A 22,365-nucleotide genomic window follows, 5' to 3' on the forward strand; every position below is an offset into this window, starting at 1 on the left:
TGTTCTGTGCCTTGTGAATTCTCCTTACGTATGCTTTTATCGTCAGGCCGTTCGGACCGAGCCTGACGAAGGGGTCACCCCTCATGAGCACCAGCCCACCCTCCACCATTGCGCCCGCGCCGCTGGAGAGACCGATCTACCGGCGGATCGTGGTGCGCCTGGTCGCGTTCGTGACGCTGATGTACCTGCTCAACCAGTTCGACCGCGGCAACCTCGCCTTCGCCCGCGAGACGCTCTCGGCGGACATCGGCCTCAGCAATGCCGCCTTCGGCCTGGGGGCCGGGATCTTCTTCATCGGCTACTTCCTCTTCGAGGTGCCCAGCAACCTGCTGCTGCACCGCTTCGGGGCCCGCCGCTGGCTCGCGCGGATCATGATCACCTGGGGCCTGGTCACCTTCGCGATGATGTTCACGCAGGACACCACGAGCTTCTACATCCTGCGCTTCGCCCTCGGCGCCGCGGAGGCCGGCTTCTTCCCCGGCGCCGTCTACTTCATCTCCCAGTGGCTGCCCAGTCGGGAGCGCGGCAAGGTGATGGCTCTCCTCAGCGCCGCAGGGCCCGCCGCATACCTCCTCGCGGGACCCCTCTCCGGGGTCCTGCTGGGCCTGGACGGCAGGGCGTCGCTGCACGGCTGGCAATGGTTGTTCCTGATCGAGGGACTCATGACCGTGACGATCGGCATCCTGTGCCTGTTCGTCCTGGTGGACTCACCCCGCGATGCCCGATGGCTCGACGAGCGCGAGAAGGCCGCCCTGCAGCGCTCGCTGCGCGAGGACATCGGCGACAGCAGCTCGCACGAGACCCGGATCTGGCACATCGTGCGCCAGCCGCGCGTGCTGCTGCTGGCCGGGGTGTACACCTGCATGCAGATCACGAACGCCGGCCTGATCTTCTGGCTGCCGGCGATCACCTCCCGCATCGGCGGGCTGTCCACCCTCGAGGTGACCTCCCTGTCCGTGGCCCCCTACGCCTTCCAGATCATCGGACTGTTCGTCCTCGGTCAGCAATCGGACAAGCACGGGCGTCGTCACCTCTACGTGCTGCTGGGCTGCCTGTGCATCGCCGCGGGCCTGGCCGCCAGCGCCCTCGTCGGGCCCGCGGCGGGACTGATCGCGCTGTGCCTGTCGTTCTTCGGATACGGGACGATGTCCGCCTTCTGGTCCCTGGCGTCCTCCTACCTGGACACCACCAGCGGCGGCGCCGCCGGCCTCGCCTTCGTGAACTCGATCGCAGCGCTGGGCGGATTCGTCGGGCCGACGATCTTCGGATTCCTGAAGGACCTGACCGGATCGGACCGGGCATCCCTGCTCGTGCTGACCCTCTTCGGCGTCCTCGCCTCCGCGCTCGTGCTGTTCGTCCGGGACCCCCGTGATCGGGGAACGACAACTCACGGAACGCCCACGAAGGAGGCGACGTCGTGATCGACGTGCTGTGGCTCGGCGAGACCGACGAGCAGGTGATCGAGGTGATGCGCCGGCAGGCTCCGCCGGAGGTGCGACTGACGATCCCGCCGGACGGCGTACCGACCACCGAGGACCTCCGCCGCTCCCGCTACATCGTCAACGGCGGCCGCAGGATCGATGCCCGGATGATCGAAGCCGCCCCTCACCTCCGCCTCATCCAGCGCCTGGGCGCCGGACTGGACGGCATCGATCTGGAGGCGACGGAGCGGGCAGGGGTGGAGGTCGCGAACCTCCCCGCCCGCAACTCGGTCGCCGTGGCCGAGATGACCCTGACGCTCGCCATGGCATGCGCGCGGGACCTGGTGCGCCTGGATTCGAGCATGAAGGAGGGCCGCTGGCGTCCCAACGATCGCCTCTCGTCGACCTTCGAGCTCCAGGGGAGCACCTGGGGCGTCATCGGCCTCGGCAACATCGGGCGGGCCGTCGCCTCGAGGGCTGCGGCCCTCGGGATGGAGATCCTCTACTACGACGCGGTGCGCCCAGGACCGGACCTCGAAGGAGGCGCCGCCTTCGCGCCCCTGGAGGAGCTCCTGGCGCAGTCGCGGATCGTCAGCGTCCATCTCCCCCTGACCGCAGGAACCACGGGGCTGCTCGGAGCATCCCAGCTGGCCATGATGCCGGAGCGGTCGGTGCTGATCTCCATCTCACGGGCGGGAGTGGTCGAGGGCGAGGCGCTGCGGCAGGCGCTCGAATCCGGTCACCTCGCGGCAGCGGCGGTCGACGTCTGGGACCGCGAGCCCGTGCCGACCGATGATCCCCTCCTGCACGCTCCCCACCTGATCGCGACGCCTCATTCCGGAGCGCAGACGCACGACACCGTCGCACGAGTGTTCGCGGACGCCTTCGCCGCCGTCCTCGAGCACGCGCGCACCCGTCACTCGGCGTCGGCCGGGTAGAAGCGCTGACTGCCCTCCCACGAGGGTCTCGTCTCCTGGATCACGAAGGCCACGAGCTCCGCGTCCAGGTCCTGGGCGCGGGCCGCGTCACCGAGGTGGATCGCCTCGGCGATCTCCTGATGGAGGGCGAGCGAACGACTGTCGGGCATGTTCGGGAGCAGCCCCAGCTCGTCCCTCCCGGCGACCGTGGCCGCGACCGGGTTCTGCAGCTGGGCGAACATCTCGTTGCCGGAGGCGCGCAGGATCAGGTCGTGGTACTCGACGTCGGCCGCGAGGAACCGCTCGCGGTCCTCGGTGATCACCGCGGTGCGGATCTCACCGGCCAGCTCGAGCAGCCGCAGTCGGTAGGACGACGGGGCATGTGTGGCAGCGAGACCCGCGGCGACCGGCTCCACCGCCGCCCGCAGCTCGTTCAGTGACCGCAGCGGAGCGGCGTCGTCCTCCGAGTCGAGCTTCCAGCGGATCACCTCCGGCGCGAAATGGTTCCAGCGGCTCGCGGGCAGGATGGTGACCCCGATCCGCTTGGTGGTCGTGACGAGACCCATCGTCTGCAGCGCCCTGACCGCTTCGCGCATGATCGAGCGTGAGACGGAGTACTGCGCCTCGAGCTCCTGCATCGTCATCGACTCCCCCGGCTCCCGATGCCCGGAGACGATGGCGGCCCCGAGAGCATCGACCGCAGTGGTGAGACGAGTTTCCGACATGCGCCCAGCTTACGCGGCGCATGCGCTCGGTCGACGCGGGGGCGGTGCCCGCCGGCGGGTGCCGGGACGGCGCGCCGCCCCGGCGGCGCAGGGGCCTGCCGGCGGGGTATCGCGATGGCGCGCCACCTTGGGGCGCGCTCAGCCCCCGGAGGCCTCCCGGAGGCCTCCGGGGTAGTCGACGAGCAGGGACGAGCGGTGGAGCAGGGCGTGGATCGCGCCCCGCGCTCCCCCGGAGTCGCCGAGCTCGGAGACCCGCACCTCGGGGCGCGCCCCGTCGATGGGGTGGACCTCGAAGGTGATGGTCGAGGCGATCTGCTGGACGAAAAGCGGCGCGATGCGGGCGAGTGTCCCGCCGACGACGAGCTGGGTCGGGTTCAGCGCGAGCACCGTCGAGGCGAGCACCTTCCCCGCGGCGGTTCCGGCCTCGCGCAGCGCGTCCTCGAGGACCGGATCGGCGCGGCCCACGGCCCGCTGCAGTTCCTCGGTGGTGGCCAGGTCCAGCCCGCGTCCGCGACAGGTCTCCAGGACCGCGGGCAGCGAGGCGACGGTCTCGAGGCATCCGCGTTTGCCGCAGCGGCACCGTCGGCCCTCGTGGTGCACCGTGACGTGCCCGAACTCGCCGGAGAGCCCACGCCCACCGTGGACGAGCCGGCCGTCGACCACGACTCCTCCTCCGATGCCGGTCGCGACCCGCATGTACACGAGGTCCTCCTCCGCCTCGCCGCGCTGGAGGGCCTCGGCGAGCGCCGCCAGGCGCGTGTTGGTGTCCAGCAGCGGCCCGACGCCGAACCGCTCCTGGACGACGTCCTCGACCAGGCGGCGCGCCGCCGACGACGATGCCCGCGCCTCCGCGTGGTCACCGCTCCAGGAAGGTGAGTACGGGCCGGGGAGCCCGACTCCCACCCCTTGCAGGGCCTCGAGACGCGTCCCCGCCCGCTCCATGTCGGTGATGGCGGCGAGCGCGAGGCTGATCCGCTCCTCCCACGGCGCATCGGGGGCGATCTCGCGCTGCTCGGCGGCGATGACCTGATGGCTCGCGTCGACCACCGCGAGGTGCACGGCCGCGTGGGCGATGTCGATCCCGAGGTACTGGCCCGAGCGGGGGTTCAGCGAGAGCAGCTCGGCGGGCCGGCCGGAGCCGCGGCGTGCGGCGGCATCGGTCGAGGTGACCTGCACGGCTCCGCGCTCGATGAGGTCGGTGACGATCTCCGAGAGGGTGGTGCGGGAGATGCCGACGGCGGCGGCGAGATCGGCGCGTCGCATCGCGCCCTGGCGGCGCAGCGCGGCGAGGATCTGGTCCTCGTGCCTCCATCGCGAGCGCACGGCGGCTGCGCCAGGCGAATGCATGCGGGCATCGTAGGCACCGAGGACCTTTTCGCCAAGTGCCCGACAGAAACACCGGCGCACAGATCGCCGAGCGGGGCAGAAGCACCGCCGGAGGGCCGGACCGGACGCGCATCCCGCAAGCGTGAGCCCGAGTTTTCTGTCGGCCCATTGACGGAAAAATGCGCGCCTTCTAGCGTCCTCGCAGTCGCTGTCGCCGAACCGGCGCGACCACCGTCACGGAGCGTGGCGGCGCCTGAGACGAAAGCAGGTCGACGATGACGTCAGCCCCCTCCCGCGCGCCGGGGAACGAACCCGACGCGGCGACTTCCCGCCGAGCCACCTTCGCCGCTTTCACCGGCGCGTTCCTGGAGTGGTACGACTTCTGGATCTACGGGACGGCCGCCGCCCTGATCCTTCCCCAGGTCTTCTTCCCCGAGGCCTCCCCCACCGTCGCCCTGCTGCAGTCCTTCGGCACCTTCGCCGTCGCCTTCCTCACCCGCCCCCTCGGCGCGATCATCTTCGGCCACTTCGGGGACAAGATCGGCCGGAAGCCGGTCCTGATGATCACCGTGTTCCTGATCGGCGGCGGCACCTTCCTGATGGGTCTGCTGCCCTCGTACGCGGTGGCCGGCGGCCTGGGTGCGGTCCTGCTGGTGCTGCTGCGGCTGGTCCAGGGCATCGGGATCGGCGGCGAGTACGGCGGCGGCTCCCTGCTGGCCCTGGAGAACGCGCCGCGGGGCAAGCGCGGCCTGGCCGGCAGCTTCCATCAGCTGGGCACGCCCGCGGCGCTGCTGGCGTCCAGCGGGATCTTCGCGCTGGTCGAGCAGCTGCCCGATGACCAGCTGCTGACCTGGGGATGGCGCATCCCCTTCCTGCTCAGCGGGCCTTTCCTCGCTCTCGGGTTCTACATCCGCCGTCATCTGCCCGAGACCGCCGCCTTCGAGACGGACGACACCGACGAGCACTCCGCTCCCCTGTTCGCGCTGCTGCGCGAGCAGCCCCGCGCCGTGCTGCTGGGCATCGGCGCGCGCATGACCGACGCCGTCACCTTCAACATCATCAACGTCTTCGCGGTCTCCTGGGTGACCTCCACCTTGGGGATGGACAGCGCGCTGATCCTCACCGGGTTCGTGATCTCCTCCGCGGTCCAGCTGTTCGTGCTGCCCGTGGCGGGGAGAGTCTCCGATCAGATCGGCCGACGGCCCGTGTACCTCACCGGCATCGCGATCTGCGCGATCGGCGGCGGCCTCCTCTACTTCCCGGTGATCTCGCTCGGCAACGCCCTGGCCACCTGGGCGATCATCGTCGTGGTCCACGCCCTCGGCACCGGCCTGATGTTCAGCATCCAGAGCGCGCTGTTCGCCGAGCTGTTCGGCACCCGCGTCCGCTACACGGGCCTGGGCATCGTCTACCAGGGCTCCGCCCTGATCGGCGGCGGGCCCACGCCCGCGATCGCCGTGTTCCTCACCGCGCTCGCGGGCTCCTGGTGGCCGGCCGGTGCCTACCTCCTGCTCGCCTGTGCGATCAGCGCCCTGTGCATCTGGCGCGCCGGGGAGACCTTCCGCAATGATCTCGCCGAGACCGCGCCCGCCGGCACGGCGCAGGGCACGGGGATCCCGCAGGGACAGGGAGCGGACTCATGAGTAACACCCTCACCACCGCGTGCCAGGAGGAGGACGGGATGCAGGACGTCGGGGCCACGTGGTCGGGCTGCCACACCTTCGCGGCGCAGCGACTGTGCGCACCGCGCAGCATCGAGGAGCTGCAGGAGGTGGTGGCCGCCTCGCCGCGCCTGCGTGCCCTGGGCACCCGGCACTCCTTCAACGACATCGCCGACACCGAGGGCACCCTGGTCTCTGTGCAGGCCCTGCCCGAGAGCTTCGAGCTCGACGACGCCTCGGGCACGGTCACCGTCTCCGGCGGCAGCACCTACGGCCGCATCGCCTCGAAGCTCGGCGAGACCCGGTGGGCGCTGGCGAACATGGGTTCACTGCCCCACATCTCCGTCGCCGGAGCCTGCGCGACCGGCACCCACGGATCCGGCGTGGCCCATCGCAGCCTCTCCTCGGCCGTCTCCGGTCTCGACGTGGTGACCGCCGACGGCCGGCAGCAGCGATGGACTCGCGAGGACTGCCCCGATTTCGGCGGCCGAGTGCTCTCCCTCGGCGCGCTCGGCATCGTCACCGCGGTGACCCTCGACCTGGTCCCCGACTTCGAGGTGCGCCAGGACGTCTGGTTCGACCTGCCCTGGTCGTCGCTGTTCGAGCATCTCGACGAGATCATGTCCTGCGCCTACAGCGTCTCGATCATGCCCGCCTGGCACGACCGGCAGAACGCGGGGAAGGTCTGGCTGAAGTCCCGCACCGACGCCTGGGACCCGGCTCTGGACGCCTCCCGCTGGGGCGCGAGATGGGCCCGCGTCGCCGACGGGGAGCGGGCAGAGGGCCAGAACCCGAACCAGACGGTGCAGGGCGGGGTCTCGGGGCCGTGGTGGCAGCGTCTGCCCCACTTCCGGCCCGATGCGAGCCCGAGCCGCGGCGACGAGATACAGACCGAGTACTTCGTCGAGCGCCACCGTGCCCCCGAGGCGCTGCGCGCCCTGCACGCGATCGCCGACCGCTTCGCCGACCTGGTGCTGGTCTCCGAGCTGCGCTCGGTCGCGGCCGACGAGCTCTGGCTCAGTCCGGCGTACCGGCGGGACTCCCTGGGCATCCATCTGACCTGGCGGAACGACCCCGATGCGGTGCTCACAGTGCTGCCAGTGGTCGAGGAGGCCCTCGCCCCGTTCTCGCCGCGCCCCCACTGGGGCAAGTGGTTCACCCTCCTCGGCGACCAGGTGCAGGCGCAGTACCCGCGGCTCGCGGACTTCCGGCAGCTGGCCGAGCAGGCCGATCCCCGGGGTCGGTTCCGCAATGACTTCCTGCAGCGGACGCTGGGGCTTGAGTACCCGGAGAGCTGAGGGCCCCGGCGTCGCCTGCCCACGCTGAGGAGGTGCTCGGGAAGCCGGCGACCATCTCTGCCCGAGGCCGTGAGGAATCGCTGAACGTGGTGGGACGGCGGCACTGGTGTATCGTTCCATCGACCCTCGTTCCCTCGCGTGACGGGCTGACGTCCCGCGACGCGAGAGGCGGACGGGTCGAGGCCGGCGCCGTGGTGCGAGAGGTCGACCCCGCCGCTGCGCGGACGTGAAAGGCAGGACGGATGTCGCCGAGAGGGCAATGCCGATGACCAGTCGAGCCGACGGGCGCAAGCGGGCGACGATCTCCGACGTCGCCGCGGGGGCGGGGGTCTCCCGCTCCGCCGTGTCGAAGGTCTTCAACGGCACCGGCCACATCTCCGAAGCCACGACCGCGCGCATCCTCGACGCGGCCCGCGAGCTCGGCTGGTCACCGAGTTCGGCCGCTGTGGCCCTGCGCTCCGCCCGTACCCGCGCGATCGGCCTGGTCGTCTACCGCTCTCGGGACGTCGTGGAGATCTCCCCCATCTCCTCCGCCGTGATCGCCGGCATCGAATCGGTGCTCAGCCCGCTCGACTTCGGGCTCCTGCTCCATGTGCGGGACAGGGACCAGGAGGACGAGCTCGACTTCTACCGTCGTCTGGTCTCCGCGAACCGGGTCGACGGAGTGATCCTCACCGACAGCGTCGTCGGCGACCGGCGCTTCGACGTGCTGCACGAGCTGCGGATGCCGGCCGTCCTGCTCGGCACTCCGGCCGAAGAGATCCCGCTGCGTAACGTCGACGTCGATCCCCCGGGCGCGGGGATGGAGTCCCCGGTCGCGCACCTGGTGCGACACGGCCACACGCGCATCGCCTATGTCGGCGGGGACGAGAAGCGGGTGGTCGCCATGCATCGTCGTCGCGCCTTCGACGCCGCGGTCGCCGATCGTCCGGGGATCGACGGGATCGCCGTGGAGACGTCGTACTCCGCGAACGAGGCCGCCGAGGAGACCCTGCGACTGCTGCGGAGCCCCGACCGGCCCACCGCGCTCATCTACGCGTCGGACCCGATGGCGATGGCGGGCATGCGTGCTGCAAAGCTCGACGGGTTCCGCGTGCCCGATGACGTCTCCGTGATCGGGTTCGACGGGCTCACCATGGGCGAGTGGGTCGAGCCGCAGCTGACGACCGTGCGCCGCGACGGCGTGCTGCGAGGACGCGCGGCTGCCTGGGAGATCCTCGACGTGCTCGGGGCGGCGCCCGGCGAGCGCCCCGTGCTCCACGTCCCGGAGCTCCTCGTACGCGGGAGCACGGGGCGCGCCCCCGACGTGCCCTGAGCACGCCGCACGATGGGGACCCACACTCCAGCACGCCGTCCGAAGCTGCTGCCCGGGCGCTCAGCGGCGGGCGCGTGCACGGGCGAGCCAGCCCGCGCCGTCACGAGGCACGTACTCCCCGGAGACCCACCCCGTGTACCCCCGGGCCCGGAGCGCGGCGAACACCGAGGGGAAATCCAGCTCCCCGGTTCCGGGCTCGTGCCTCCCGGGCGCGTCGGCGATCTGCACGTGTGCGATGTCCGGTAGTCGGCGTTCGATCTCGGCCACCGGGTCGAGGCCCTGCATCGCCGCGTGATAGACGTCGAGCTGCAGGCCCACCCGTTCCCGGCCCGCCCGTTCGCGGATCCGCTCGACGTCCTCCGGCACAGGAAGCGCGTACCCGGTCACGTCATGGACATTGACGTGCTCGAGAGTCACCCGGGCTCCGAGGGGCTCGAGCCGGTCCGCGGCACGCAGCAGGCGTTCCACCAGCAGCGACTCGGCGGCAGACACGTCGGCGGACTCCTCGAGACGGCCGGCCAGGATGTTCACGAGCGGGACGTCCAGTGCCCCGACGACCTGCGCCGTCCTGTCCAGTTCCGCCGCGAAGTCGTCATCGCGCCCCGGGAGCGCGGCGATGCCCCGCTCCCCCGCCGCCCAGTCGCCGGTGGGACCGTTGACGAGTACGACGGGCAGGCCGGCGGCCTGCGCGGCGGCCGCGACCGCCCGGGGCGACTGGCCCTCCGTCGAGACGAACTCCGCGCCCGCGAATCCGTCCGCGGCGGCGGCTGCGAAGCGTTCCAGGAAGGGTCGCTCCGTGTAGAGCATGGTCAAATTGGCGGCGAAAGCGAGGTCAGCCATCGTCGGGCTCCTTCCAGGTGAGGTGCACGGACTCGAGCAGGTCGAAAGAGGGCACGCGGATCCGCCATCGCGGGCCGCTGCGGTCGCTGGTCCGCTCGATCTCCGCCGCGTTGCCGGCGACCAGCAGCTGCGCCTGCGGGTCGCGCCCCCCAGGCGGGGCGGCGAGGTCCACGAGCTGGGGCGGGCTGGGCAGGATCTCCCGCATCTGGCCACGCATCGTCATGGGGTTCGTGAGGTTGACGAGGGAGACGACGAGTTCGTGCGGACCAATCCGTACCGCGACATCGATCATCCCCGAACCCTCGACCCGCACCGCGGGGTCCTCGTCGAGAGCCCAGTCGACGGCATTGGCGAGCAACCGCCGGTGGTCGTCCTGCAGGGCGCTCCAGTAGAGCTCGGTGAGGTCGAAGGCGATGTAGACGCTGCGGCCTCCATCGGGCCGTTCCCAGGTGGTGACGGCCGGATCGGCGGGTGCCCGCCGCGGATAGACCTCCTCCATCGGCAGGTCGGGATAGTCCGGGAAGAACCTCAGCGGCACACCGACCTCGTCGCGAGTGCGAACGGCGATCGTGTGCACACCGGCGATGATCCGGGTGGCGTTGCCGAAACCGGAGAGGAGCGGGCCGCGCTCCGAGAGAGCGGCCATGGTGTTGCGCAGCGGTCCCCGCTCCGTCGACGCGGACTCCAGGCCCAGGAGGTCCTCGAGACCGTGCGCACCCCGGTGGGTGACCACGAGCGATCCGCCGGTGGCGGCGAACTCCCGCAGGGCCCGGTGCGACTCGGCGTCGAGGTCGGCGACATCGCACAGCACGACGACGCGGAAGCGGTCGAGTTCCTGCGGCGTCAGCCGGGAGGCGGAGACCATCTCGAAGGGGATGCGGGAATCCACCAGCGCTTGGTAGGCACCGTCACGGTTCGCCGCCGCCCGCGTCTCGTCGGGGCTGGTGGAGGGCACGGTCTCGATCAGAGCCACCTGTGCGGTCGGCTCGGTGCGGGCGTAGGCGTCCTCGACCTGGGCGTGGGTGGCGAAGGCGGTCGCGACCGGTTCGACCCAGCGGTCGTCGGCCAGCACGCCGTTGAACTTCGTGAACCAGGGGAAGGCCCCGTGCGCGAAACCGTCCACGATCCACATCGCCGTCTCCGGCCCCGCGTTCACCGAGTCCTTCCAGCGGTGTCCGTTCTCGGGCCCCACCGAGGTGATGAGGCCGACGGGCCGGTCCCGAAAGGTGGCACGGCTGCGCTTGCCGTTGCGGCCCGCACCCCACATCGGCTCGAGGCCTGCGCGGGACTGCTTGTCGATCAGGAGCATCGGATAGTGCCGGCGCACGAGATCCGGATCCAGCTCGTGCGCGGCGAACGAGCCGAGGTTCGGCAGGAAGCGGGCGTGAGGGCGCACGTTCCGCACGGCGTCGTCCCACAGGCCGACGAGACCGGATAGCTCGCGGCGTCTCCAGGCACGGTACTCGTGCCAGGCGGGGGCGTCCTGTTCGAGTGTGGAGGCAGGGATCTCGTGCCCCGTCGCGGCGCGGAAGCCGTCCCGGGCGCTGGCGGAGTACGACACTCCCGTGCCCTGCCAGCGGTTCGCGAAGATGGCGTCGACGTCGTAGTCGCGCACGATCTCCGTCGCGATCTCCGTGATCACCTCTCGGTTGTAGGAACTAAAGGGGCAGGTGAGGTAGATCCCCGGGAACGACGGATGCTCGATCGCGGCGCCGTGCTCGTCCCGTGCGAGCCACTCGGGGTGCGCCCGGGCGGCGTCGGCGTGGATGGCATGCGGGTCGACGCGCGCCATGACGTGCATGTCGAGCCCCCGGGCGGCCTCCACGAACTCGCCGAACAGGTCCCTGTCCCCGAGGTGGACGCTGCGGTGGTGCAGCGGGATTTTCGTGGGGTAGTAGGCGATGTACCCGCCCGCGCTGACGCACAGCGCGTTGGAGCGGCTGCGGCGCATGATGTCGATCCATTGGTCGAGGTCGACGTGGCGCGGATCGTCCTCGACGAAGGTGACCTGCGTCCAGCGGGTCGCACCGCGGTACCAGGAGGCGGTGCGGAGCCCGGCGGCCGGGGTCGCGGGCGCAGTCTGGGTGGACGGGGCGGTGGATGCTGCGGTCATTTCAGTCCTGTCGTCGCGATGCCCTGCACCAGGTACTTCTGGGCAGTGATGAAGAAGATGAAGATGGGGACGAGGGAGATGAGGGACATGGCGAAGAGGATCCCCGTGCCGCTGCTGGTCTGGACGTCCACGAGCGATTTCAGCGCGACCGAGACCGTGTACATCTCCGACTGGGTCAAGTAGATGAGCGGTGTGAAGTAGTCGTTCCACGTCCAGATGAACGTGAAGACGGCGGTCGTGACGAGGGCCGGCTGCAGGAGCGGCAGGATCACCGACCAGAAGATCCGGAACGGGCTGGCGCCGTCGATCATCGCCGCCTGGTCGAGCTCCCGCGGGAGGGTGCGGATGAACTGCATCAGGAGAAAGATGAAGAACGCGTCGGTCGCCAGGAACTTCGGCAGCAGGAGCGGCACATACGTGTTCACGAAGCCCAGCTCGGAGAAAGCGATGTACTGAGGGATCACGAGCGCATGCATGGGGAGCATGACGGACCCCAGGACTATCGCGAAGTATGCCTTGCGGGCACGGAACTCCAGTCGGGCCAGCGCGTAGGCCGTCAATGAGCAGGAGAAGAGGTTCCCGAGGATCGCCCCGAAGGCGACGAGGAACGAGTTGATCAGATAGTGGGTGAAGGGCTCGTTGAGGGCGTTCCACCCGAATCGGTAGTTCTCGAGCGTGACGGCCTCCGGGACGATCCCGGGCTGGGTCAGCACCAGCTCCCCCGGCTTGAAGGAGCTGACCACCATCCATAGCAGTGGATAGACCATCAGCAGGACGAAAACCAGCAGGAACAGGTGTCGCAGGAGGCGACGCAGCCGACGGCGAGGGCGGCGCCGGGCATCGAGGGCGGAGGGGGCGGCGGCACCGCCCCCGCGTGCGGCAGTGAGGAGTGCAGCCATCATTCGTCTCCGTAATGCACCCAGTACTTGGACGTCAGGAAGTACACCGCGGTGAAGACGGCGATCACGACGAGGAGAACCCACGCCATGGCCGCTGCATACCCCATGTTGTAATTCACGAACGCCTGCCGGTACAGGTACAGCGTGTAGAAGAGTGTGGAGTTGAGAGGACCGCCGAGGCCGCCCGAGATGATGTGAGCCTGCGTGAACGCCTGGAAAGATCCGATGGTCTGCAGGATCAGGTTGAAGAAGATGATCGGAGTGATCAACGGCATGGTGATCGAACGGAACTCGCGAATCTTTCCGGCCCCGTCCACCCGTGCCGCTTCGTACAGCTCTTCGGGTATCTGCCGGAGGCCGGCCAGGAAGATCACCATCGGCGAGCCGAAGGTCCACACGTTCAGGACGATGAGGGTGGACAGCGCCGTGTCCGGATTCTGCAGCCAGCTGGAGCCCTCGATGCCGATGAGGGCGAGGGCCTGGTTGATGAGCCCGGAGTCGCCGAAGATCTGCCGCCACAGGATGGCGATGGCGACGCTGGAGCCCAGCAGCGAGGGCAGGTAGAACGCGGAGCGGTAGAAGGAGAGCCCGCGAATGCCCTTGTCCAGCCCCGCGGCCAGCAGGAGTGCGAAGGCCAGCTGCAGCGGCACCGAGATGACCACGTACCGCAGGGTGACCGACACCGATGCCCTCCAGTTCTGATCCGCGAACATCCGCTCGAAGTTCTCGATGCCCACGAAGCTCGGGGCACTGAGCATGTCGTAGTCGGTGAATGCGAGATAGAGCGAGGCGAGCAGCGGACCGGCCGTGATGAGCACCAGGCCGAGGAGGAAGGGCGTGAGGAAGACGTGCGCGATGCCGGCCTGCGAACGGCGACGACGCCGGGCCGGTGCCGGGGGCGGTAGCTGGCCGCCCGCCGGCACCGGCCGGTCGGTGACCGTGGACATCAGGCGCTCCCCATCTCCGCGTCGATGCTGTCGACGAGGCCCTGGGAGGCATCCATGATCGACGCGTCGCCGAGGGTGATCTGCTCGATCGCCGCCACCACCTTGTCGCGCCAGGTGCCGGTGCCGTCCGGGGCCTCGTAGCGCGGGCCGCGGTCCCGTTCACGGATCTGAGAAGTGATCTCGAGGACCTTCGTCTCCAGCGGCCCGGCGTCCGCCTTCGCCGTCTCCAACAGCCGGGGGTTCGGCGGCGCACCTGCGGAGAGGCCGACGATCTTCAGCATGTCCAGCGAGTTCACCGTGTAGCTCATGAAGGCGCCGGCGTCCGCGACGAGTTCGTCGGAGGCGCCCTCGTACATGGCGAACCGACTGAGGTAGAGGAAGGGCCACCCCTCGAGCGCATCGGCGGACGCGGGGACCTCCGCCATGGCGAACTCGTAGTCCGGGAACATCGGCGCCTCGTCGATGATGTGGTTCGTGTTGGCGAACGTGGTAAGCACCATGTCGCCGGTGAGCGTCCAGTCCGGCTGGGCGCCGTCCTGTTCGCTGATCGTGGTGGTGGCTCCCTTCTCCCGCAGCTTCTCCCACCAGTCGAACCAGCTGGCGAAGTCGTCGGCACCCGCGCCGAGCCGTCCGTCCTCGGTCCACAGGTCGACGCCTCGCTGGCGCATCCACGCCTCGAGCGCCATGTCGGAGTACGCGTTGTAGGTCGTCCCCTTGCGACCCTCGCCGTTGTCGGCGGAGTAGTCGATCAAGAACTCGGCGAAGCCGTCCCAGGTCCAGTTCTCGCCGCTGGGCAGCTCGGCTCCCGCCTCCTCCAGCATCGTCCGGTTGTAGCGCACGCAGGCCGAGAACACGGACTTCGGGAAGGAGTTCAGGACCCCGTCGAGCTGATAGCTCTCGATGTCCTCGTCCTCGAAGTCGCTCAGGTCGAAGCTCTCGACGTCGTCCAGCGTCCGGTAGATACCGGCATCGGCGTAGGTCATCACCTGGGCCGAGGGGATCCAGAACACGGCGGGCACGTCGCTGCCTGCGATCTGTGTGGTCATGCGCTCCTGAAAGGCGTCGTAGGAGGCGAACTGCTCCTCGACCTGGATTCCGGTCTCCTCGATGAAGCCGGCGATGCCTTCGGTGTACAGCGCCTGGCGCTCGGCGCCGCCCCAGTAGGCGAAGCGCAAGGTGCTGCCGTCTCCGCTGGAGCCGGCGGGTCCGCCTCCGGTACCGCCGCAGGCGGCGAGCAGGGGCGCCGTCACTGCGCTGGTCCCGAGCATTCCCAACAGGGTCCGTCGCTTCAGGTCGTTCATCGTGCGTCTCCTCATCGTGCGTCCTTGCAGCGATACGGTCCGGGCGGATTGCCGGCCCGTCGGCCCGAGCTCACGGCTCGGGGGTCATGGGCGCCGTGGTCGATGGCGCGGTCACCCGACCCGCGCCGGGGCCCGGGTGGTGCGGGAGGCCCTCACGTCCGTTCCACTCGCAGGACTTCGAACGCCCCGAGGGTCGGCACCTCGGCCAGGTGGCCGTCGCCCGCGGGACGCACTCGGCAGTCGATGCCCGCGACGAGGGCCCGTACGCGCGGCACACCCTCTCCGTGCACGCGGAGCCTGATCCCGCTGATCGGCAGGGCGGGGCCGACGCTCGCCCGTCGCACGCCGCTGAGGTTCAGCAGGTGCAGGACGTCATTGCCCTGGGACGTGCTGCGGACGACCTCCACCTGGTCGGGCGCGCCCTCCAGGAGCACCTCGGGGGGCGGGAGCAGCGGGGCGAGTGCGGTCAGGAGCGCGTCACGCAGGTCGGACGTGCCGACCTCGAGGTAGGTGCGGCCGATGGTCCAGGCTGCACGCAGGTGGTGTCCGCGACCGGCTCGCGCGAGAGCGAGGACCGGGGTGCCGTCGTCCTCGTGCCCGTAGGCCTTCTCGGGGGGACCGAAGGGGGCAGGGGGCAGATGCGTCCACAGGGTCTCCGCCCCTGACGCCGCCGTCTCGTGATGCAGCACGCCATGCAGCATGAGCAGTCCGCCCGGCGTGCGCGCATAGGAGGACCGCAGGGCATCACCCTCCTCCGGCGGAGGACCGCTGGTCCGGGTCGGTGCGGTCTCGAGCGTCTGCCGGCCCTGGGCGTCCAGCCCGGAGGCCCCGGTGGAGAGGACCCGTCCACCGGACTCGACGTACGCGTCGATGGTCGCGGCTGCAGCCCCGAGCTCCTCGAGATCCGGCAGGACGAGCACGTCCCACCGCTCACGAAGGGTCGACGCCTCCAGCTCGGCGAGGAGCTCCTGGGGCACGACGTCCACGGGCACGTGGCGTTCCTGGAGCACGAGATGCAGGCCGCGGAACTCCTTCAGCGCATCGCTCCCGTCGCGGGCCGCACCCGCTGCTCCCCCGGGACGGACGAGCGCCGTTCGCGCTGCCGGCTGCAGCCGAGCGTAGAGCGCGTCGTGGCGGGCATGGAAGCGGGTGATCGCCGCGGCGGCTTCGAGGCCGGGGTAGTCGATGCGGTCGGGCGGTCCCATGATGTACGTCGACGGGTTGGCACCGCGGGAGATGGCCTGGGCGAGGTACAGCGCAAGATGCTCCCCCTGCTCAGGAGCCATGCGGTAGGGCATGTCGACGAACGACACCGCGTTGACGAAGATCGGTGCCTCGGGCCGGCTCGAGCGGATCGCACTGACGGCCTCCCCCGTGGCGTGGGGCCACAGCGGGCGCCCGACAGCATTGTTCGCCTCGTGGAAGACGATGTCGCTGCGCGCACCCTGGACCAGCACGGCGTCGGCGCGCCGGGTGGCGACGCGCGCTGCGATGCGGGCGGTGAGGTCGTCGATGGTGGTGCGGGCGAACTCCTGCCAGCGGGAGTACCCGGGATCCGCGGGGCCTGCGGGCAGCGGATCGCCGACCTCGCGGGCGTAGCGCTCGATGCAGGCACCGCAGTGGCAGACGCCGTGGTAACGGCGCGAGTAGTCGACCTCGTTGTAGCCGAACCAGTTGCAGAAGAATCCGGCGACCGGGTATCGGTCGAGCACCTCTTCCAGGACCGGGATCAGATGGTCCTGGTAGTAGCCGCCGCTGGGGCACATGCTCACCAGTCCCTCGTACTCCTGACCGGCACCCGTCGGCCCGACGAAGCACCACTCGGGATGCTCCGCGGCGATGCGGGGCACCACCTTGGAGAAGTCCATCCGGGACAGCACGCGGATGCCGCGTCGTTCGGCGGCGGCGACGGCATCCCCGATCAGGTCCCCGCCCGGCCGATCTGCGAGATGCGGGTTGCGCTCCTGGTACGGGAGGTCGGTCGGATACCAGGAGAGGATCCCGCCGGTGTTCAGCAGCCAGGTGTCCGCCCCGTGGGCGGCGATGGCGTCGAGGGCGCGCTCCACGTCGAGGTCGGCGTCGATCTCGCGGAGGTTCGTCTGGAAGGTGCGGAAGGGGCGGTGCCACCAGCCGGTGCGACGGCCGGCCGGAGCACCGGAGGCGGTGCGGAGCGATGTGTCGGGTGCGTCGGCCGTCGTCACGGTGGTGAGGGGTTCAGGCGTCATCGCGCGCTCCGTTCAGCTGGCGGGTGAGGGCGTGCAGCGCCGAATGATCGAGCCCGCCGACACCGCGGGCGACCAGTGCATTGACGAGTTGGGTGACGGCAGCGGTGAGGGGCAGGGACAGCCCGTCCTGCTGCGCCGTGTCGCTGACGATGCGCAAGTCCTTGCGGTGCAGGTCGAGCCGGAAGCCGGGACGGTAGTCGTGGGCGAGCATGTTCGATGCCTTGCGCTGCATCACCGTGCTGCCCGCGAGCCCTCCACCGAGCACGCGCACCGCGGGGCCGGGATCGACCCCCGCGCGCTCGAGGAGGACGAGCGCCTCGCTGAGCAGCTGCAGATGACCTGCGACCAGGAGCTGGTTCGCGGCCTTGACGGTCTGGCCCGCCCCGGCAGGGCCGACGCGCTCGATCGTCGTCCCCATGCTCTCCAGCAGGGGCCTCGCGCGATCGAAGGCCTCCTGCTCGCCGCCGACCATGAAGGACAGCACGCCGTCGACGGCTCCTGCCTCTCCGCCGGAGACGGGCGCGTCGAGGCCGGTGAGGCCCCGGGCGGCGCATGCCTCATGGATCGCCTGGGAGGCGGCGGGGGCGACGGTGCTGGCGTCGATGACCAGGGCGCCGCGGTCCAGCAGATCGAGCGCGCCGTCCTCCAGGAGGACGGCGCTGACGTCCGGGGCGTCGGGAAGCACGGTGACGAGCACGTCTGCGCCACGGACGGCTTGCGCCAGATCGTCCACGACCTCGATGCCCTGGGCGCGTGCTCGCTCCCGCGAGGCGGGCGTGCGCGTGTGCCCGATGACATCCCATCCGGCGCGGCCCGCATTGCGTGCCATGGGTGCACCCATGATCCCAAGGCCGACAAATGCCACTCGTTTCACGCTGAGACCTCCGTGTCCCTGAGGTGCACCGATTGACCCATTGAGCGGTTCGATGCAAGTTGGTCAGCATCCATGCTGGTCCGCGTAGTGTCTCGATACACCACTGCACTTGTCAAGGGCGCGCCGGCGCCGGAAAGACGGCGTGAGGCGGCCGAGGAGGCGAGGGCTACGAGAAAGAAATCGTGCGGGGCTTCAGGGAGGACCGCGGGAAGGATCGCAGGAGGGTGTGCAGAGAGGTCCGCGCGAATCCCTCAGTATCCTGCGGCCTTGTCGACCACTCGCAGCAGGTCCCGGCCCTGCACGAAGCGCGCCACGTTCTCCAGGTAGTACGCGAAGCCGCGGGCCGAAGTGCCGGGCGTGGTCGCCCCGTTGTGCGGCGTGATGATCGTGCGCGGCGCGCCCCAGAAGGGGCTGTCCTCCGGGAGCGGTTCCAGGGAGTGCGCATCGAGTCCGGCGCCGCCGAGGTGCCCGTCGTGCAGAGCACGCAGCAGGGCGGCATCGTCGATGATCCCGCCGCGGGAGATACAGACCAGATGGGCTCCGGGGCGCATCGCGCGCAGGGCGGCCTCATCGAGAGCCCCGCGGGTCGTCGCGGTGGACGGGACGCTCACGACGACGACGTCGCACTGCGCGAGGAAGGTGTGGAGCTGGTCGAAGCCATACATCGCCTCGACGTGCGGCACGGGGATCGAGGGACGGCGTCGGCATCCGAGCACGCGCATGTGGAAGGCGGCTGCCTTCGCGGCGAGGTCGGCTCCGGCATGGCCGACGCCGAACAGGCCCAGTGTCGCGCCGGCGAGCTCTCCGTGCTGGTGGCGTTCCCACCGTCGCTCGCGCTGCGCTCGGGCCCAGCGCTCGGAGTCACGGTCCAGCTGCAGCATGAGGAGCATCGCATGCTCCGCGAGCGGGATCGCCCCGTTGCCCACGGACGAGGTGAGCACGACGTCGCTCGAGCGCACCTCGTCGGTGAGGTCGACGTCGGGGCCGGCGGCCCAGCTGTGGACCCAGCGCACACGCGGAGCAGCGGCGAGGACGCCCTGCGGCGCGCCGCCGGCGATGGCCGTGGCCCGCGCCAGCAGCGAGGGGTCCTCCTCGAGGTCGGGGACGAACTCCACACGGGCGCCCCCTGCTGCGGCGCGAATGCGTTCGCGGTGCTCGGGGGGCTGCTCGCCGCGGACGAGCAGGATCTCAGGGGTCGACATCGAAGTCTCCTCAGGGTCGCCGACGGGCTGGAGCCGCCTCGCCCTCGACACCTCATGAGGAGGAGGCGAGGTGGGGCGGATCTAGTCTATCGATACACCAACTGTGGGTCGCCTGTCCCGAATGAGGGCGGGGCCGGTTCGGGTCAGCCCCGCGAGGCGGCGCGCAGCCGGTGGGCAGCGAGCTCCTCCTCCAGCGCGGCGAGCACCTCCGGGGCCTGCGCCGCGATGTCGACGCTCTCCGCCGGGTCGGCCTCCAAGTCGTACAGCGCCACCTCGATGCTGGCGGGCGGGTCCATGCCCTCGCGGGCATCGACGACGAGCTTGTGGCGACCGCGGCGCACGGCCCACTGGCCCTGGTAGGTCCAGACCAGGCTGCGCTCGGGTCCGTGCGGCCGGTGGGCGACGCCCTCACCCGTCGGCGTCGCCGCCATGTCGTCGGCATCGCCGCGCAGCAGACCGAGCAGGGAGATCCCGTCGATCCCCGCCAGCGCGGGATCGGCCCCGTCGACCGCGTGCAGCACGGTCGGCAGCACGTCCATCATCATCCCGGCCTGGCCTAGCTCGGTGCCGGCGGGCAACTGCGCGGGCCAGGAGATGATCCCCGGCACGCGGATCCCGCCCTCGAACACGGAGCCCTTGGAGCCGCGCAGACCGCCGGCGGAGCCGCCGGTGTAGGAGATCTCCTCGCCGCCCAGCCAGTTGCGGCTCTCCCGGGAGGGGCCGTTGTCCGAGGACATCAGCACCAGCGTCTCCTCCCTCACTCCGCTCTCCTCGAGGGCACGGAGGATCTCGCCGATCGCGTCGTCCATCGCCGCGACCATAGCGGCCGTCTCCTGGCGCCCGGGCGGCAGGTGCGAGACGCGCTCCATGTGCTCGGCCGGGGCGTGCATCGGGTAGTGCGGGGCGTTGAAGGGGACGTAGCAGAAGAACGGGCCCTCGCTCGCTCTGCGGTGGATGAACTCCGCGGCCCGGTCCCCGATGACGGTAGTGAGGTACTCGCCGTTGCGCCAGACCTCGTCCTCGTCCTCCCACAGGTCGTGGACCGGGTCGTGCTCGCCCCAGTAGAAGATGTGGGAGTAGTAGTCCACGCAGCCGGCGCGGAAGCCGAAGGTCTCGTCGAAGCCGTAGTGGCCGGGGGCGAAGGCGGCGTCGGCACCCAGGTGCCACTTGCCGAACAGTCCGGTGCGGTAGCCGCGCTCGCGCAGGAGCGAGGCGAGCGTCGGCTGGGCGGGCAGGCCGGGGGTGTCGCGGCGTCCGCCCAGGATCGACTCCACCCCGGCGTGACCTGGATACTTGCCGGTCAGCAGGGACGCACGGGAGGGGGAGCACACCGGGGAGTTGGAGTACCACCGGGGCAGCCTCACGCCGGCTCGACACAGGGCGTCGAGGTGCGGGGTGGGGATGTCGTCGGCCCCGAAGCAACCCAGGTCGCCCCACCCGAGGTCGTCGGCGTAGAGGATCACGATGTTCGGGCGGCGGTGCGCGGTCATGCTCACTCCTTTACGGCTCCTGCGGTCATCCCGGCGACCAGCCGGCGCTGCAGGAGGGAGAACAACAGGATCGTCGGCAGGGCGGCGAGCACGGAGGCGGCCATCACGACGCCCCAGTCGGTGCCGTACTCGCCGAAGAGACCGGCGATCCCGACCTGCACGGTCTTGAGGGATTCGCTGGTGAGGAACACCTGGGCGAAGAGGAACTCGTCCCACATGGCGATGAAGGCGGTCACGGCGACGGTCACGATGCCGGGCCACACCAGCGGGGCGATCACGCGGGCGATGACGGTGAGCGTGGAGGCCCCGTCGATCCGGGCGGCCTCGTCGAGCGTTCGCGGCACCGCGTTGAGGAACCCGGTCATCAGCAGGGTGGCGAGCGGGGTCGTGATCGCCACGTAGACGATGATCAGCCCCGCGAAGGAGTTCAGCAGCCGCAGCTCGGCGAAGAACAGGTACACCGGGGTGATCAGCACGACGAAGGGCAGCAGCTGGGTCGCGACCAGGACCAGCATCATCAGGGGCTTCGCCCGGAACGAGAAGCGCGACAGGGCGAACCCGGCCAGCACCGCGATCACCACCGTGATCGCGGTGCTGAGCACGCACACGATGATGCTGTTGGGCAGGTAGCGGCCGAAGTTCGTCTCCGTGAAGAGACGGGCGTAGGAATCGAGGCTGAGCCCGGAGAAGACGGTATGCCAGGTGAGGCCCTGGGAGATCTCCTGGGCCGGGCGCAGGGAGCTGTAGAGCATCCACACCACGGGGAAGGCGATCACGGCCAGGACCAGCCCGAAGGGGATCAGGAACAGCAGGTCGCGGGGGCGGCGACTCTCCCGGGAGCGACGCCGCGGCGCCCGCGCCGCCGTCGTCGCCCCCTGGGCGGCGAGCTGCGGGGAAGCGGCCATCACGCATCCTCCTTGGTCGCGGTCACGCGCAGGTAGATCACGGCGAAGATCGCCATGATCACGGTCATGAGCAGGCCGATCGCTGCACCGGCGCCGAGCTCGTTGTCGAAGAACGCCGCGGTGTACAGCTCGGTGGCCAGCACGGCCGTGGCATTGCCCGGGCCCCCACCGGTGGTCAGCCAGACGTAGACGAAGTTGTTGAAGGTCTGGATGACCGTCACCAGGACCACGATGGTCAGGACCGGCCGCAGATTGGGGAGCGTGACGCTACGGAGGGAGATCCAGCGCCCGGCGCCGTCGACCGAGGCGGCTTCGTACTGCTCCGAGGGGATCGACTGCAGGCCCGCGACGAGGACCATGACCACGAACGGGAGCTCGCGCCAGACGATGATCGCGATGATCGACCACCACACCGTGCTGGTCTGGGCGAGGAACGGGATCCCGCCGTCGATGATGCCGAAACCGCTGAGCACCTGGTTCAGCACCCCCGACCTGCCGTCGAGGATCCAGCGCCAGGCCGCGATCGCCACGACCTGGGGGACCATCCACGGAATGAGGATGATCGTGCGGGAGAGGCCGCGCAGCTTCCACCGGCGCAGGATCGGGGATTGGAGCGCGAGCGCGAGGCCGAGGCCGGCCAGGAGCCGCAGCACGACCGTCATCGCGGTAAGCCAGAAGACGGTGTTGAACGCGGCGTGCGGCAAGTCGCCGCTGCTCCACAGATCCGCGAAGTTCTCGAACCCGACTGCTTCCGCGTCGCGCGGGGACTGATACGGCGAGAGGCTCTGGAACGCCAGGACGACGTTGTAGGTCGAGGGGATGAGGAACAGCAGGCCGATCACGGCCAGCGCCGGGGCGCTGAGCAGGTAGGGCTGCAGGGCGCGGAAGCGGGAGGTGACCATGGGA

General features: G+C 70.2%; 18 protein-coding genes. 5 read left to right on the forward strand and 13 right to left on the reverse strand.

The features are described 5' to 3' along the window. Positions 1–83 precede the first annotated feature (83 nt). Both JOF43_RS00620 and JOF43_RS00625 read left to right on the forward strand, forming a co-directional pair. The gene (locus JOF43_RS00620; protein WP_209897849.1) at positions 84–1,421 is read left to right on the forward strand and encodes an MFS transporter; all 1,338 of its coding nucleotides are present in this window, start codon (positions 84–86) and stop codon (positions 1,419–1,421) included. Next, positions 1,418–2,359 (forward strand): NAD(P)-dependent oxidoreductase, encoded by a 942-nt coding sequence (locus JOF43_RS00625; protein ID WP_209897851.1) that lies wholly within the window; start codon positions 1,418–1,420, stop codon positions 2,357–2,359. Before JOF43_RS00620 ends, JOF43_RS00625 begins: the two co-directional genes overlap by 4 nt. Here JOF43_RS00625 and JOF43_RS00630 read toward each other — a convergent pair. Beyond that, the gene (locus JOF43_RS00630; RefSeq protein WP_209897853.1) at positions 2,338–3,063 is read right to left on the reverse strand and encodes a FadR/GntR family transcriptional regulator; all 726 of its coding nucleotides are present in this window, start codon (positions 3,061–3,063) and stop codon (positions 2,338–2,340) included. The genes JOF43_RS00625 and JOF43_RS00630 overlap by 22 nt on opposite strands. 138 nt (positions 3,064–3,201) lie before the next feature. After that, positions 3,202–4,410 carry an ROK family transcriptional regulator gene (locus JOF43_RS00635; RefSeq protein WP_209897855.1) on the reverse strand — a complete coding sequence of 403 codons (1,209 nt, stop codon included), beginning with the start codon at positions 4,408–4,410 and terminating at the stop codon, positions 3,202–3,204. A 254-nt stretch (positions 4,411–4,664) separates the two neighbouring features. On the opposite strand from JOF43_RS00635, the gene JOF43_RS00640 reads away from it, so the two are divergent. The 3 genes from JOF43_RS00640 to JOF43_RS00650 all read left to right on the forward strand — a co-directional run bounded on the left by JOF43_RS00640 (position 4,665) and on the right by JOF43_RS00650 (position 8,663). Further along, positions 4,665–6,032, forward strand: coding sequence for an MFS transporter (locus JOF43_RS00640; RefSeq protein ID WP_209897857.1), 1,368 nt, complete (start codon positions 4,665–4,667; stop codon positions 6,030–6,032). Further along, on the forward strand, positions 6,029–7,348 hold the full coding sequence (locus JOF43_RS00645) for a D-arabinono-1,4-lactone oxidase (protein ID WP_209897860.1): 1,320 nt from the start codon (positions 6,029–6,031) through the stop codon (positions 7,346–7,348). The genes JOF43_RS00640 and JOF43_RS00645 overlap by 4 nt, the downstream gene beginning before the upstream one ends. A 265-nt stretch (positions 7,349–7,613) precedes the next feature. Next, a complete protein-coding gene (locus JOF43_RS00650) occupies positions 7,614–8,663 on the forward strand; it encodes a LacI family DNA-binding transcriptional regulator (RefSeq protein WP_209897862.1) in 1,050 nt (349 codons plus the stop codon). A gap of 60 nt (positions 8,664–8,723) precedes the next feature. Here JOF43_RS00650 and JOF43_RS00655 read toward each other — a convergent pair whose 3' ends face one another. The 11 genes from JOF43_RS00655 to JOF43_RS00705 form a co-directional block, all read right to left on the reverse strand. Continuing rightward, positions 8,724–9,503 carry a hydroxypyruvate isomerase family protein gene (locus JOF43_RS00655; RefSeq protein ID WP_209897864.1) on the reverse strand — a complete coding sequence of 260 codons (780 nt, stop codon included), beginning with the start codon at positions 9,501–9,503 and terminating at the stop codon, positions 8,724–8,726. Beyond that, positions 9,496–11,616 carry an alpha-amylase family protein gene (locus tag JOF43_RS00660; protein WP_209897866.1) on the reverse strand — a complete coding sequence of 707 codons (2,121 nt, stop codon included), beginning with the start codon at positions 11,614–11,616 and terminating at the stop codon, positions 9,496–9,498. The genes JOF43_RS00655 and JOF43_RS00660 overlap by 8 nt, the downstream gene beginning before the upstream one ends. Continuing rightward, positions 11,613–12,515: a carbohydrate ABC transporter permease gene (locus tag JOF43_RS00665; protein WP_209902978.1), complete on the reverse strand. Its 903-nt coding sequence runs from the start codon at positions 12,513–12,515 to the stop codon at positions 11,613–11,615. Before JOF43_RS00665 ends, JOF43_RS00660 begins: the two co-directional genes overlap by 4 nt. Then, a complete protein-coding gene (locus JOF43_RS00670) occupies positions 12,515–13,462 on the reverse strand; it encodes a carbohydrate ABC transporter permease (protein WP_209897867.1) in 948 nt (315 codons plus the stop codon). Before JOF43_RS00670 ends, JOF43_RS00665 begins: the two co-directional genes overlap by 1 nt. Then, positions 13,462–14,763 carry an ABC transporter substrate-binding protein gene (locus tag JOF43_RS00675; RefSeq protein ID WP_245353973.1) on the reverse strand — a complete coding sequence of 434 codons (1,302 nt, stop codon included), beginning with the start codon at positions 14,761–14,763 and terminating at the stop codon, positions 13,462–13,464. The genes JOF43_RS00670 and JOF43_RS00675 overlap by 1 nt, the downstream gene beginning before the upstream one ends. A gap of 152 nt (positions 14,764–14,915) precedes the next feature. After that, positions 14,916–16,988, reverse strand: a complete 2,073-nt coding sequence (locus tag JOF43_RS00680; protein WP_209897869.1) for an alpha-amylase family protein — start codon at positions 16,986–16,988, stop codon at positions 14,916–14,918. Further along, entirely contained in the window at positions 16,978–17,862 is an 885-nt protein-coding gene (locus JOF43_RS00685) for an NAD(P)-dependent oxidoreductase (protein ID WP_209897871.1), read from the reverse strand. Before JOF43_RS00685 ends, JOF43_RS00680 begins: the two co-directional genes overlap by 11 nt. A 251-nt stretch (positions 17,863–18,113) precedes the next feature. Then, positions 18,114–19,064: a D-2-hydroxyacid dehydrogenase gene (locus JOF43_RS00690; RefSeq protein ID WP_209897873.1), complete on the reverse strand. Its 951-nt coding sequence runs from the start codon at positions 19,062–19,064 to the stop codon at positions 18,114–18,116. A 143-nt stretch (positions 19,065–19,207) separates the two neighbouring features. Then, the gene (locus JOF43_RS00695) at positions 19,208–20,554 is read right to left on the reverse strand and encodes a sulfatase-like hydrolase/transferase (RefSeq protein ID WP_209897875.1); all 1,347 of its coding nucleotides are present in this window, start codon (positions 20,552–20,554) and stop codon (positions 19,208–19,210) included. Positions 20,555–20,556: 2 nt separating this feature from the next. Next, positions 20,557–21,459: a carbohydrate ABC transporter permease gene (locus tag JOF43_RS00700; protein WP_209897877.1), complete on the reverse strand. Its 903-nt coding sequence runs from the start codon at positions 21,457–21,459 to the stop codon at positions 20,557–20,559. Then, entirely contained in the window at positions 21,459–22,361 is a 903-nt protein-coding gene (locus JOF43_RS00705; protein ID WP_209897879.1) for a carbohydrate ABC transporter permease, read from the reverse strand. Before JOF43_RS00705 ends, JOF43_RS00700 begins: the two co-directional genes overlap by 1 nt. Positions 22,362–22,365 lie beyond the last annotated feature (4 nt).

It is taken from the genome of Brachybacterium sacelli (genome assembly GCF_017876545.1).
GTDB lineage: Bacteria > Actinomycetota > Actinomycetes > Actinomycetales > Dermabacteraceae > Brachybacterium > Brachybacterium sacelli.

Coding starts and splice junctions, on each gene's coding strand:
- JOF43_RS00620 (WP_209897849.1), top strand. CDS start 84: ATGAGCACCAGCCCACCCTCCACCATTGCGCCCGCGCCGCTGGAGAGA.
- JOF43_RS00630 (WP_209897853.1), bottom strand. CDS start 3,063: ATGTCGGAAACTCGTCTCACCACTGCGGTCGATGCTCTCGGGGCCGCC.
- JOF43_RS00635 (WP_209897855.1), bottom strand. CDS start 4,410: ATGCATTCGCCTGGCGCAGCCGCCGTGCGCTCGCGATGGAGGCACGAG.
- JOF43_RS00640 (WP_209897857.1), top strand. CDS start 4,665: ATGACGTCAGCCCCCTCCCGCGCGCCGGGGAACGAACCCGACGCGGCG.
- JOF43_RS00645 (WP_209897860.1), top strand. CDS start 6,029: ATGAGTAACACCCTCACCACCGCGTGCCAGGAGGAGGACGGGATGCAG.
- JOF43_RS00650 (WP_209897862.1), top strand. CDS start 7,614: ATGACCAGTCGAGCCGACGGGCGCAAGCGGGCGACGATCTCCGACGTC.
- JOF43_RS00655 (WP_209897864.1), bottom strand. CDS start 9,503: ATGGCTGACCTCGCTTTCGCCGCCAATTTGACCATGCTCTACACGGAG.
- JOF43_RS00660 (WP_209897866.1), bottom strand. CDS start 11,616: ATGACCGCAGCATCCACCGCCCCGTCCACCCAGACTGCGCCCGCGACC.
- JOF43_RS00665 (WP_209902978.1), bottom strand. CDS start 12,515: ATGGCTGCACTCCTCACTGCCGCACGCGGGGGCGGTGCCGCCGCCCCC.
- JOF43_RS00670 (WP_209897867.1), bottom strand. CDS start 13,462: ATGTCCACGGTCACCGACCGGCCGGTGCCGGCGGGCGGCCAGCTACCG.
- JOF43_RS00675 (WP_245353973.1), bottom strand. CDS start 14,763: ATGAACGACCTGAAGCGACGGACCCTGTTGGGAATGCTCGGGACCAGC.
- JOF43_RS00680 (WP_209897869.1), bottom strand. CDS start 16,988: ATGACGCCTGAACCCCTCACCACCGTGACGACGGCCGACGCACCCGAC.
- JOF43_RS00690 (WP_209897873.1), bottom strand. CDS start 19,064: ATGTCGACCCCTGAGATCCTGCTCGTCCGCGGCGAGCAGCCCCCCGAG.
- JOF43_RS00695 (WP_209897875.1), bottom strand. CDS start 20,554: ATGACCGCGCACCGCCGCCCGAACATCGTGATCCTCTACGCCGACGAC.
- JOF43_RS00700 (WP_209897877.1), bottom strand. CDS start 21,459: ATGGCCGCTTCCCCGCAGCTCGCCGCCCAGGGGGCGACGACGGCGGCG.
- JOF43_RS00705 (WP_209897879.1), bottom strand. CDS start 22,361: ATGGTCACCTCCCGCTTCCGCGCCCTGCAGCCCTACCTGCTCAGCGCC.